Below are 12,395 nucleotides of genomic sequence, written 5' to 3' on the forward strand. Positions count from 1 at the left end.
TTGGGCAACCTTAACCGCACGAGCAACCCGCCGAGATCTTCGCTTTCTTCCAATTTGACCGAACCGCCGTAAATTTCCACAACATCACGGACAATCGCAAGACCAAGGCCGGTTCCGGGCTTTCCGGTGTCCAGACGTGCGCCGCGGTCGAACAGGCGCTCGCGTTCGCCTTCGGGGATACCGCGGCCGTCATCTTCGACCAGCAGCTCGACAAAATCGCCCGCATCCTCGACGGTCACGAACACGCTGCCGCCGCCATATTTGGCCGCATTCTCGATCAAATTGCCGAGCATTTCGTCCAGATCCTGACGTTCCACACGCGCCGCGAGTGTTTTGTCGCCGGCCATATCGAGCCGCACATGCGCGTAGAGGCGGCTCACCGCCCGTTCGACCGATTCAAGACTATCCCAGACCTGTGCGCGGCTATGGCTATGGCCACGACGTCCGACGGCGCGCGCGCGCGCCAGATGGTGGTCCACCTGCCGCCGCATGGTGGTCGCTTCGCGGATAACCGTCTCCGAAAGGTCTGAAGCCTGAGCCGTTGCGCTGTTCATGATCACGGTCAGCGGGGTTTTCAAAGCATGGGCCAGATTACCGGCATGACGACGTGATTCTTCAGCCTGTTTTTCATTATGGTCGAGCAACGCGTTCAATTCGTTGACCATCGGCATGACTTCATCCGGCAAGGCATCTGTAACGCGACTTTCCCTGCCGCTCCGCATTTGGGCAATCGCCTGCCGAACGGCGCGCAGCGGCCATAAGCCGTAAAATGTCTGCAGCGCGGCCAAAATGATGAGTCCCAGCGCCAAAAGCAAAAAGCTGATGACCAGCACGGACCGCAATTCCTGTATTTGCGCGTCCAGACTGTCACGGCTCTGCGCCACCATGAAAGTCCAGCTTATGTCCGAATCGGGAAGTTTGATATTGCGCTCGGCAATACGCAGGGCTTCATCCTGAAACTCATCACTATCACGAAAATGGACCGCTTGGTCGCTATGTCCTTTGGGTGGCTTTAACGCTCTATCCCATAAAGACCGCGACGGGAACGGCAACGCGCCCGGACCTGTTATCTGCCAATATAATCCGCTATTCGGTTCCAGAAAACGCTGGTCACCCAGTGGCCTGTTCATCCGGATTTCGCCATCGGGGCCAATCTCTGCCGAGGCGATCATCGCGGTCAGCACATATTCGAGCTGATTGTCGAAATTCTGTTCGACCGAGCTGGTCAACACACGGTCGAGCGCGGCGCCGCCCCCAATCAGCAATATCGTAATCCACGCCGCCGCCGTCAGGATCATGCGGCGGGTGAGCGAACCCGTGCTTTGAAACTGGCTCCGCCACGACGGGGCTTTCGCCGCCGTATGTATGACGGCGGGCGGGTTCAGCTGACCGGTTCCTCAAGGCTGTAACCAAGGCCGCGGATGGTCGAAATGACATCTTGCCCCAGTTTCTTGCGGATACGGGTCACGAACACTTCGATCGTGTTGGAATCGCGGTCAAAGTCCTGATCGTAAATATGCTCGATCAGCTCGGTACGCGACACCACCTTGCCCTTATGGTGCATCAGATAGGATAAAAGCTTATATTCCTGCGCGGTCAGTTTGACCGGCTGGCCATCAAGCGTCACGCGGCCTGACCGGGTATCCAGACGAACATCGCCGACATTCAGTTCCGAAGACGCGTTACCCGATGCCCGGCGAATGAGCGCGCGCAGCCGTGCGATCAATTCTTCAGTCTGGAACGGCTTGGCGAGATAATCATCAGCGCCTGCGTCTAGTCCGGCGACCTTGTCCGACCAGCTATCGCGGGCGGTGAGCACGAGAACGGGGAATTTGCGCCCCTCCTTGCGCCAGCGGTCCAGCACGGTCAGGCCGTCAATTTCGGGAAGACCCAGATCGAGAATGACAGCGTCATAATTTTCGGTCGAGCCCATATAATGGCCGTCTTCGCCATCGACAGAGAGGTCCACGGCATAACCGGCACCTTCCAGCGTCGATTTCAACTGCTGGCCCAATGTCGGTTCGTCTTCCACAATAAGGATGCGCATGCTGTCCCCTTCAATTTCGATTTTATAGCTGGAAAAGGGCTAGCAGATTCGCCGCCACACGCAAAATCCTATCAACGTTGGCGCAGGACGCTGCCGGTTTTGCCGTCTACATCGACAAATATCACACGATCCTTGTTGATGAATTTCAGGCGATACACCTGAGCCGTCGGGTCATATTCAGGGCCAAGATATTGCATGCCGCGCATTCGGGGAACCACGCTACCTTCAATTTCGCGCAAGGATTTCACTTTGCCTTGCTGCCAATCTTCCCGCGCGTCGTCCTGTTCACCGCGCCGTGCTTCGGCAGGCAGTGAAGCGGCGATTGCGGCCAGCATGGCCAAAGACAGAAATTTCTTTCGGTTCAACATAGCCCCCCGTTTAGCAATCCGGCTTGAACACAATCTGAATGGGGTATCAACCTTTTGTTAGGGACAGTCCCCTTGCTTCCCGTGAAGCAGCGCGCCAACTCCCCCTCTCAACTTCGTCTAATGGCTGACGCCATAAGACTCCGTACCTCTCCCAGGACGGAGAGAGGGGAATAGCGCTTGACCTCTCCCCTTCAGGGGAGAGGATACGGAGCCTTGGCCGCATGGCCTAGGCGGAGTTGGTGAGGGGTTCGACGGCGCGGCTCTTGCCCCGACAGTCGATCACTTCACCATTTCAAAGGTAAACGAAACCGTCGCCCCGACGCTCAGTTCACCCGGCGCGATTGGCGTCGACTTTTCCGATGCGTCCATCGCGCGGGCCATCATCGGCATGGGTTGATAACCGCCGCCTTGACCCTCGGTTTCTTCAACACGCAGCACGCGCACATTGGTGTAGCCTGCCTTTTGCGCCATGGATTTTGCGCGGGCCATTGCGGTTGCCCACACCTTGTCGCGGGCCATTTCGCGGTATTTGCTATCGTCATCGATGCCGAAGGTCGGACCGTTGAAATTGGTCGCGCCATCCACGGCCAGCGCATCCAGAAATGCGCCGAGCTTTTTCAGATCGCGCAATTTGGCATTGACCATGTTGGATGCTTGATAGCCTTTGAACACCTGTTGGCCATCGCGATAGTCGAATTGCTGGTTCAGGCTGATTTGCGTGGTCTGGATGTCCTTGTCGGCAATGCCCAGTTTCTTGAGGCGCGCGACGACGGAGGTCATTTGCACATTATTCTGGCGCACAGCTTCGCTCGCGGTCGGAGCTAGAGTCTGTACGCCTGTGGTAAATGTCGCGATGTCGGGCTTGGCTTCAACGGTGTCGCTGATCGTCAGATCAATGACCGGATTTGTTGCCGTGATATTTACCTGCGTTGCCATCGCTTCCCCCGCTGTCATGCTGCTCGCTGCCAAAAGCGCTGCCAAAATGTACTTACGCATATTCTTACTCCTACAGTGCACGGACCGATCATGTGGCGGTGCGACGTGCCCAATCGATATAGGCTTTGCGAAGCTGAACGGTTGCCGAACCGGGTTTTCCATCACCGATTATCTGATCATTTATCCGCACAACCGGCATGACAAAGCCAGAGGCGGAGGAAACAAACGCCTCGGCAGCTTGTTCCGCCTCGGCGACAGAAAAAGGCCGCTCTTCAATAGGATGACCAACCAACGGCAGAACTGAAGCGCGGGTGATGCCGTGCAAAATCTCGCGGTTGAGGGGGTGCGTTACCAACGTGCCCGATTGCGTGATGATATGCGCGTTTTGCGCCGTGCCCTCGGTGATGAACCCGTCGCGCACCATCCAGGCATCGTCGGCACCGCGGGCAATCGCCTCATTCTTCATCAACGAAGCATAAAGCAATTGCGTAGTCTTGATATCCGCCCGGCCCCAACGCAAATCCGGCAAGGTAACGACATGGATGCCGCGTACGGCGGACGGGTTATCGGCAAGAATGCGGCTTTGTGAAAAGGCCAGAACCGTTGGCGCAGTGCCGGGTGCGGGAAAGACAAAGTCCCGGTCCGATGGCGCGCCGCGCGTGACCTGCCAATAGATCATGCCCTCTTCCACCGCGTTGCGCGCGACGAGGTCGCGGCAGATGGAAAGCCACGCGTCGGCATCGGGGGCACCTTTTATGCCAAGCTCGCTTAAAGAACGGGCAAGGCGCTGCACATGGCCGCCGAAATCGACGAGCTTGCCATCCAGAACCGAGACGACCTCATACACCGAGTCCGAAAAGAGAAAGCCGCGGTCGAACACCGACACCTGTCCTTCGGTTTCCGGGATGTAGCTGCCGTTGAGGTAGATGGTACGCATATATTGATTCTCCCTTTGGCTGACTGCCGTGGTTGGGGACAGTCCCTGAAGGGACAGTCCCCGGTCGATCAGGGACTGTCCCAAGCAAAGCGCCGTGGACTGTCCCTATAGCGCCAGCTTCCGTTGGTGGAACAGCCCTGTCGAACTTTCCATCGGCAAAGTGTGTCCAAGGTTGCATTGCAACCGCCCTCCCCCTATCCGCGCTGGCATGTCCCAACCCCCGATCTTTGCCTTTGAAAATCTCGCGCTGCAGCAGGGCGGCGGATGGTTGTTTGAAGATATCAACCTGTTCATCGGCGCGCGCGACCGGCTGGCGCTGATCGGGCGCAATGGCGCGGGCAAGACGACCTTGATGAAACTGGTCGCCGGAACGGTCGAGGCCGACAAGGGCAAGCGCGTGGTGGTGCCCGGCACCAATATCGTGATGCTGGACCAGGACCCCGATGTCGCCTCCTTCGACCGGCTGGTGGATTTTGCGGTGCATGGCGAAAAAGGCCCGCCCGAATATGCGGTGCGTGCGATTGCCGACCAGTTGGGCATCGACCTTGACCGGGAGGCGAAGACCGCGAGCGGCGGGGAGAAACGGCGCGCCGCGATCTGCCGGGCGCTGGCAAGCGAGCCTGACCTTTTGCTGCTGGACGAGCCTACCAACCACCTTGATCTGGCGGCCATTGAATGGCTCGAAGACTGGCTGACCCGCTATCGCGGCGCCTTCATGGTGATCAGCCATGACCGAACCTTTTTGACGCGGTTGACGCGGCAGACATTCTGGCTGGACCGAGGCTTGCTGCGCCGGAATGAGATCGGCTTTGGCGGTTATGACGCCTGGACCGAGCGAGTCTATGCCGAAGATGCGCGCAATGCCGACCGGCTGGACGCGAAGCTGAAGATCGAGGCGCACTGGCTGGAACGCGGCGTGACGGCGCGGCGCAAGCGTAATCAGGGGCGGCTCGCTAAGCTTTATGAAATGCGCGCGGCGCGGGCGGCAATGATGGGGCCGCAAGGCACAGCCAAGCTGGCGGCGGCAAGCGATGACAGCAAGACCAAGACCGTCATCAACGCCGAAGCCGTCGGCAAAAGCTTTGGCGACCGCACGATTATCAAGGATTTCACCCTGCGCATCCAGCGCGGGGACCGGATCGGGATTGTCGGCGCCAACGGGACGGGGAAGACCACGCTGATCCGCATCCTGACCGGCGAGACGCAGCCCGACACCGGCTCCATCACGCTATCGCCGACCCTGACCGGCATTGTCATCGACCAGCAGCGCAAGCTTCTCTCGCCCGAAAAGCGCGTGCGCGATGTGCTCGCCGACGGCAGCGACTGGATCGACGTGCGCGGGGTGCGCAAGCATGTGCAGGGCTATCTCAAGGAATTCCTGTTCGACCCCGAATTGATCGAGGCACGAATCGGCACGCTGTCGGGCGGCGAACAGTCGCGCATATTGCTCGCCCGCGAATTTGCGCGGGAGGCGAATTTGCTGGTGCTGGACGAGCCGACCAACGATCTCGATCTGGAAACGCTCGACCTGTTGCAGGAGGTGATCGCCGATTATGACGGCACCGTCCTGATCGTCAGCCACGACCGCGATTTTCTCGACCGCACGGTGAACCTGACGCTTGGCCTCGATGGGTCAGGCAAGGTCGATATCATCGCGGGCGGCTATGCCGACTGGGAAGCCAAGCGCGACCGCCGTGACACCAACGACGCCCGCAAGAAAGCCGACAAGGCTGCCGCGCCGGCGGAGCAAACCGCGCCCAAGCCCCCTGCCCGCCCTGCCAAATTATCCTATAAGGACCAGCGCGACTATGATCTGCTGCCCGGGCGGATCGAGGCGATTGACGGGGAGATTGCGGCGGCGGAGGCCGAGATGGCCGACCCCGCGCTTTACACCCGCAACCCCGCGCGCTTTTCGGAACTGACCGCAAAGTGCGACGCATTGCGCGCCGAAAAGGACGCGGCCGAGGAACGGTGGTTGGAACTGGCGATGCTGGTCGAGGAAATGGCGGGCTAGGCTCAGGACCTATTAAAAACAAAGGCGAGATTTAGAATAAGGGGACAGTCCCTAAAGGGACAGTCCCCAACGTCTTGTTATCAGAGGACTGTCCCCCTGGGGACAGTCCCCAACGTCTTGTTATCAGTGGACTGTCCCCCTGGGGACTATCCCCAACGTCGTATTATCAGGAGACTGTCCCCCTGGGGACTGTCCCCAACGTCGTATTATCAGGAGACTGTCCCCCTGGGGACTGTCCCCAACGGTCGTCAGATTCAGCAGACACCTATCAGCGGCGTGCATTGAATAGGTCCTAACCCTACGCTCATCCCGGCAAACGATAATATTCCGCCAGCCGGTCAAGCGCGATCCGCAGTACAATTTTACCAGACCGGACCGGCCAGGTCATCGCACGCTCGGCAACTGATATGCTTTCGCAGGCGCAGATGACCCGCCACGCAATATCGGAGAGATCCCGCCCCAAAAATCCCAATGCCCCGTCAAATCGGGCCTTTGCCGAAATCATCCGCTCGGTTGCATTCAATCCCGCAGGCGCGCTGCGTCGTTGCTTGTCGCGAGGGGCATTGTCCCAACACATAGTCACTTGTGCGCCCATAGCCGCGGATTCATAATCGTTCCGCAAATTCTCCCCTGCTACAAGCTGGCGATCGGTCAAATATCCCCGTGCATGCAGCCAGGTTAACGGTGACTCCGCCAAATTTAATATAACTTTTTGGTTGGTTTTACCATTATTTTCATTCCAATCCGGTTCATATAGCCTATGTTCGACAAGTGGCCTTGGATCGGTTAATTTTGATTTTGATTTGGGCGGCACAGATTCTGCTCCTGTTGAAACGAATCGCACTTGCCATGCGGTGAATATTGTAGGAAAGAAAAAACCTATCTGGTGATAGGAGAAAATCAATGCAAAGCCGAATTCGCGATGTTCGCAAAGCTAAAGGACTGACGCTCGCCGATGTCGCGGCCCGTTGCAGACCAGCTACCACAGCGCAAACTATCGGGCGACTGGAAACCGGAATGCGCGTATTGTCGTTGATCTGGATAAACCGTATCGCCGATGCACTTGGTGTCGATTCAAGCGATCTGGTGGCACTACCCGATCAACATTATCTGCCTGTCGCAGCGGTTCTGCATGATGACGGGACCCATGCACCAACCAGAGAAGAGCGCATCATGGTGCCCAATATCGGCGGATCAATGATCGGCTTACGGATCGCGGCGACGTCGGGTGAATATCGGCGCGGCGACGAACTGTGGATGGAACAGTTGCAGCCGGATGCTTTTGCCACGGCCCTTAATCTGGACGTGCTTGTTCCGCGCCCCGGCGGCCGTTTCCTGTTCGGACGTCTTTTGGGACGCGAAGACGGCAAATTGCACATTTTGCCTTTGGAGGCTGGCGCGCGGCAGCAAGTGGTTGCTGATCCTGCATGGATTGCAAAGGCCGTTCGCCTTATGCGGACATTATAAGCGCTTCTGATGCGCATCCTGATACTTTCAACCCTTTTCCCTGCGGCAAATCGCCGTAACTTCGGCATCTTTGTCGAACGTCAGACGGCCGCATTGGCCGCAACAGGCGATATCGCTGTCAAGGTAATCAATCCGGTTGGTATCGCGCCCTGGCCCTTGTCGCGGATGGGTGATCAAGCGGGGCTTCGCAATTTGCCCGATCATGAACAATGGGGCGAATTGGACGTCTATCGCCCCCAATTTACCGCCATTCCGAAGTTCGGCGGCCGGTTTAATCCCGCGGCAATTGCTCGTGCGGTTCTCCCGCTCGCGCAAGACCTGCATGCGCGGGTCGGTTTTGACCTGATCGATGCGGAGTTTTTCTATCCCGACGGTCCTGCGGCGATGCGGCTTTCGCAAGCGCTTGGCGTTCCCTACACGATTAAAGCGCGCGGCGGCGATATTCACCATTGGGGGGCACAGCCAGGATGTACCGCACAAATATTGGAGGCCGCCGACAAAGCCGCCGGATTGCTTGCCGTGTCGGGCGCGCTCAAGGCTGATATGGTGGCGCTGGGCATCGATGCCGCCAAAATCCGCGTGCATTATACAGGACTTGACCAGACCCGTTTCATCCCGCGTGACCGGGTGACGGAAAAGGCGAAGCTGGGTATTTCGGGTCCGCTTATCTTGAGCGTCGGAGCGCTTATTCCCCGCAAGGGTCAGGACCTGCTGATCGCCGCATTGCCATCGTTGCCCGACGCCACGTTGATGCTGGCGGGCAAAGGTGCGAGCGAAAGCGACTTTCGTGCGCTGGCAGCGGAACTGGGCGTGGCAGATCGCGTTCGCTTTCTCGGTAGCGTTCCGCATGATGACCTGCCTGCACTGTACGCGGCCGCCGACATCATGGCGCTGGTGTCCGCCAGCGAGGGATTGGCCAACGCCTGGGTCGAGGCGCTGGCCTGTGGAACACCGATCATCGCAAGCGATGTCGGCGGCATTCGCGAATTGGTCAAAACTCCGGATGCAGGCCGCATAGTCGCACGCACATCACAGGCCGTGGCGGATGCCGTGCGCGATATCCTGACCAATCCCCCCGCCCGCAAAGCCGTCGCCGCCAATGTCAGCGTCTTTTCATGGGAAGAAAATGCACGTCAACTGGCCGCGTTTTTTGGGGAAGTGGCGCGGTAGCGGTTTGTTGAGATGGCGCTGTTGGGGACAGTCCCCAAGGGGACAGTCCCCGTGTACCGCAACATCGGGGACTGTCCCTTTAGGCACTGTCCCCGTGTACCGCAACGTCGGGGACTGTCCCTTTAGGGACTGTCCCCTTTTCATGGATGACGGAGAGCTACCGTCTCCCCCGAAGGGGAGAGGGGAGTCGCACGATCGAAAAAACTCAAGGCTGCGCGCCGAATCCTTCGCCCATCCGCTCCGCTTTCGATGCCACGCCTTCGCTGGGGACGAAACTGTGCGGTCCGACCTTGAGCCAGATCAGGATCGGCGCGGCCTGATAGATGGAGGAATAGGTCCCCACGATGATGCCAAAGGCCATCGCAAGGCTGAAGCCGAAGATAACATCAGGGCCGAAGAACACCAGAACCAGCAACGGTAGCGAAATCGAAACGCTGGTCATCACGGTACGGGCCAAAGTTTCGTTGACCGAAAGGTTCAACAAACCGGCCATGTCCATCTTTCGGAACTTCATCAGATTTTCGCGTATCCGGTCATAGACCACAACCGTATCGTTCAACGAATAACCGATAATAGTTAGCAACGCCGCGATAATATTAAGGTCAAATTCCAGCCCCAGCAGAGAAAATAATCCAAAAGTCAACGTCACGTCATGGACCAGCGACCAAATCGCACCGACGCCAAACTGCCATTCAAAACGGATCCATATATACAGGGAAACCCCGGCCATCGCCGCCAAAAGCGCAAGCATCCCCTTGCTAAACAGCTCTTCTGAAACTTTGCCTGACACTGAATCCACACCGTCAATCCGCACACCGGGATAATCCGCCTTCAGCTTGTCGGTAATTTTCACCGCCATCGCATTGGCAAGCTCGGGATTTTTATCGGCCCCTTCCGGCAACTTCATGCGGATCGAAACCTGATTTTCCTTACCAAAGCGTTGAATCGTCGGTTCGCCATAACCCAAAGTTGCAACCTTGTTACGCAGTTCGGAAACCGGAGCCTCCGCGACTTGTGTAAAGGTGGCACGGATCATCTGGCCGCCAATGAAATCTACGCCAAAGTTCAAACCCTTTGTGGCAACAAGCCCGATCGATGCCGCCATCAACAACAGGCTGAGCGCGAACGCCATCACGCGCCACTTCAGGAAATCGATATTGGTATCGTCGGGAACAAGTTTGAGGAGTTTCATATCGATGTACCTTAGATAACCAGTTCTTGCGGGCGGGTGCGTTTGACCCATCCGGCGACCCACATGCGGGTCAGCGTAACGGCGGTGAACACCGATGTGACAATGCCGATCATCAAAACAACGGCAAAGCCGCGAATGGGCCCTGAACCAAAGATGAAGAGCAACACCGCCGCAATTACGTTCGTGCTGTTCGCATCGAAAATCGCGCGGCTGGCTTCTTTATAGCCGAATTCAATCGCCTGCACGACGCGCCTGCCCCGCTTCAATTCTTCACGGATACGTTCGTTAATCAGCACGTTCGCGTCCACTGCGGCCCCGATGGTCAGCACAAAACCGGCGATACCGGGCAGCGTCAGGGTTGCATTGGCCATCGCCATCACGCCCAAAATCAGGGCGATGTTGATGACCAGCGCCATATTGGCATACATACCAAAGCGGCCATAAACGAGGAACATCAGCACCAATATGGCCGTGGTTCCAATCACCGCCGCCAACACACCGCGGCGGATAGAGTCGGCACCCAGATCTGGCCCGACCGAGCGCTCCTCCACAATTTTCAGATCAACCGGCAACGCGCCGGAACGCAGCGCAATCGAAAGGGCGTTGGCACTTTCAACGGTGAAGCTGCCCGAAATTTGCGAAACACCGCCGAAAATCGGCTCCCGTATCTGGGGGGCTGAAATGACTTGTCCATCCAATATGATCGCGAACAGCTTGCCCGTATTTTGCTGCGTCATGCGCGCAAATTTCTGGCCACCGTCGCTGTCGAACTGGATTGTTACCGCAGGCTCGTTGGTTTGCTGGTCAAATGTAGGGTCGGCCTTTATCAGCTTGTCGCCGGAAATACCGCCCAAACGGCGCACCGCCAAAGTCGGAAGGCCGGTGGGATTTTCGGGATAAGGCAACACCTGGCTGCCGACGCGCGCGATGCCCTTTGCGGTCTGGTCAGGGTCGGCCTGCTCGTCCACAAGCTTGAACTCAAGTTTTGCAGTCTTGCCGATCAGGGCCTTCAATGCTTCGGGATCATCAAGGCCGGGAACTTGCACCACAATGCGATTGTCCCCTTGCCGGATGATGGTCGGCTCCAACGTACCCAATGCGTTGATACGGCGATCAATCACATCCTTTGCGGTGTCCATGGCCTGATCGAGCGCAGTTTCGTCGCCTGAACCGGCGGGGGAAAGGACAACCCGGTTGCCGTCGACGACCGCGAAGTTCCAATCAAGGGTGTTGGTGGCGTTGCTCGTCAACGGCAACAACACCTCACGCGCCGCATCGATTTGCGAACTGTCGGTGACGGTAAAGCTCAATTGCCCGTTGGTGCGCGATATATCGTCAATGGCGATCCGGGGATCGGCGCGGCGCATGGCCGAACGCACGCTGTCCTCCAGCGCCTCCAAACGGGTTTCGGCCAATTGCGACGTATCCGCCTCCAACAGGATATGGCTGCCGCCGGCAAGATCCAGCCCCAGATTGATGGTTGGCGTAGGCAGATATTGCGCCACCTGGGCACGGATGCTGGTCGGCAAAACACTAGGAATCGCAAGCATCACGCCAGCGAGAACCATCAAGCTCAACATCCAAACGCGCCAACGGGGAAAATCTAACATAATTCAGTTCCGAACGGACAGGAATTGGGGATTTGGGGTCGGCGGCTCACGCGTTCAACCCCAAGGGATTAGTCATTGGCCGCCTTGGTGCCGCGCGACTGGACATTGGCGAGCGTTGATTTCAACGCTTTTACGCGGACATTGGGGGCAATCTCTACCTCGACATGGTCGTCGGCAACCCTGATGACTTTGCCCATCAGTCCGCCGCCTGTGACCACTTCGTCATTCTTCTGCACCGCATTGATCTTGGCCTCATGCTCCTTCGCGCGCTTTTGCTGCGGGCGGATCAGGAAGAAATAGAAAACGACGAAAATCAGGAGCAACGGCATAATCTGAACAAAAAAGGCCGAACCACCGGCACCCGGCGCAGCAGCCAAAAAAAGAAGCGAATCCATCGAAAATCCTTGCGACAATGATTTTAAGGCACCGTCTTTTGAGCGGTGCGGTGAAACAATCGGGCGCGATTATCACCTGCACCCCCGCGACGCAACGTCAAAGCACCGAAACCGCCTTGCTTTTGCCAAAGCACCACCATATAGGCGCGCTTCCAATGCCCGCAGCGCGGACAATGGCGGTCGGGACGTAGCGCAGCCTGGTAGCGCATCACACTGGGGGTGTGGGGGTCGCAGGTTCGAATCCTGTCGTCCCGACCAA

Annotated in this window: 12 protein-coding genes and 1 tRNA gene; 4 read left to right on the forward strand and 9 right to left on the reverse strand. The window is 57.8% G+C overall.

Features of this window, described 5'->3' with window-relative positions; genetic code table 11:
* The 5 genes from ACKVOS_RS08090 to ACKVOS_RS08110 form a co-directional block, all read right to left on the reverse strand.
* A partial coding sequence (locus ACKVOS_RS08090; RefSeq protein ID WP_409211506.1) for a sensor histidine kinase occupies positions 1-1,298 on the reverse strand: 1,298 nt, incomplete at its 3' end.
* A gap of 83 nt (positions 1,299-1,381) precedes the next feature.
* Positions 1,382-2,047, reverse strand: coding sequence for a response regulator (locus ACKVOS_RS08095; protein ID WP_373476348.1), 666 nt, complete (start codon positions 2,045-2,047; stop codon positions 1,382-1,384).
* A 71-nt stretch (positions 2,048-2,118) separates the two neighbouring features.
* The gene (locus ACKVOS_RS08100; protein WP_409211507.1) at positions 2,119-2,415 is read right to left on the reverse strand and encodes a hypothetical protein; all 297 of its coding nucleotides are present in this window, start codon (positions 2,413-2,415) and stop codon (positions 2,119-2,121) included.
* A 279-nt stretch (positions 2,416-2,694) separates the two neighbouring features.
* Positions 2,695-3,411 (reverse strand): SIMPL domain-containing protein, encoded by a 717-nt coding sequence (locus ACKVOS_RS08105; protein WP_409211508.1) that lies wholly within the window; start codon positions 3,409-3,411, stop codon positions 2,695-2,697.
* Between the two features lie 28 nt (positions 3,412-3,439).
* Positions 3,440-4,288 carry a D-amino-acid transaminase gene (locus ACKVOS_RS08110; RefSeq protein ID WP_158899741.1) on the reverse strand — a complete coding sequence of 283 codons (849 nt, stop codon included), beginning with the start codon at positions 4,286-4,288 and terminating at the stop codon, positions 3,440-3,442.
* 208 nt (positions 4,289-4,496) lie between these two features.
* On the opposite strand from ACKVOS_RS08110, the gene ACKVOS_RS08115 reads away from it, so the two are divergent.
* Positions 4,497-6,302 (forward strand): ABC-F family ATP-binding cassette domain-containing protein, encoded by a 1,806-nt coding sequence (locus ACKVOS_RS08115; protein WP_409211509.1) that lies wholly within the window; start codon positions 4,497-4,499, stop codon positions 6,300-6,302.
* Between the two features lie 304 nt (positions 6,303-6,606).
* Here ACKVOS_RS08115 and ACKVOS_RS08120 read toward each other — a convergent pair whose 3' ends face one another.
* On the reverse strand, positions 6,607-7,146 hold the full coding sequence (locus ACKVOS_RS08120; protein WP_409211510.1) for a DUF6456 domain-containing protein: 540 nt from the start codon (positions 7,144-7,146) through the stop codon (positions 6,607-6,609).
* A 59-nt stretch (positions 7,147-7,205) separates the two neighbouring features.
* Between ACKVOS_RS08120 and ACKVOS_RS08125 the strand changes: the two genes are divergently transcribed.
* A complete protein-coding gene (locus ACKVOS_RS08125) occupies positions 7,206-7,769 on the forward strand; it encodes a helix-turn-helix domain-containing protein (protein WP_409211511.1) in 564 nt (187 codons plus the stop codon).
* Between the two features lie 9 nt (positions 7,770-7,778).
* Positions 7,779-8,939, forward strand: coding sequence for a glycosyltransferase (locus ACKVOS_RS08130; protein WP_409211512.1), 1,161 nt, complete (start codon positions 7,779-7,781; stop codon positions 8,937-8,939).
* Between the two features lie 205 nt (positions 8,940-9,144).
* Here the strand turns inward: ACKVOS_RS08130 and secF are convergent, their stop codons facing one another.
* The 3 genes from secF to yajC form a co-directional block, all read right to left on the reverse strand.
* Positions 9,145-10,131 carry a protein translocase subunit SecF gene (gene secF, locus ACKVOS_RS08135; protein WP_409211513.1) on the reverse strand — a complete coding sequence of 329 codons (987 nt, stop codon included), beginning with the start codon at positions 10,129-10,131 and terminating at the stop codon, positions 9,145-9,147.
* 11 nt (positions 10,132-10,142) lie between these two features.
* On the reverse strand, positions 10,143-11,741 hold the full coding sequence (gene secD / locus ACKVOS_RS08140) for a protein translocase subunit SecD (protein WP_409211514.1): 1,599 nt from the start codon (positions 11,739-11,741) through the stop codon (positions 10,143-10,145).
* Positions 11,742-11,809: 68 nt separating this feature from the next.
* Positions 11,810-12,136: a preprotein translocase subunit YajC gene (gene yajC, locus ACKVOS_RS08145; RefSeq protein WP_409211515.1), complete on the reverse strand. Its 327-nt coding sequence runs from the start codon at positions 12,134-12,136 to the stop codon at positions 11,810-11,812.
* Between the two features lie 181 nt (positions 12,137-12,317).
* Here yajC and ACKVOS_RS08150 point away from each other — a divergent pair.
* Positions 12,318-12,394: transfer RNA gene (locus ACKVOS_RS08150), tRNA-Pro, on the forward strand.
* The last annotated feature ends 1 nt before the right edge of the window (position 12,395 follow it).

This window comes from Sphingorhabdus sp., assembly GCF_046154385.1.
Classification (GTDB): domain Bacteria; phylum Pseudomonadota; class Alphaproteobacteria; order Sphingomonadales; family Sphingomonadaceae; genus Sphingorhabdus_B.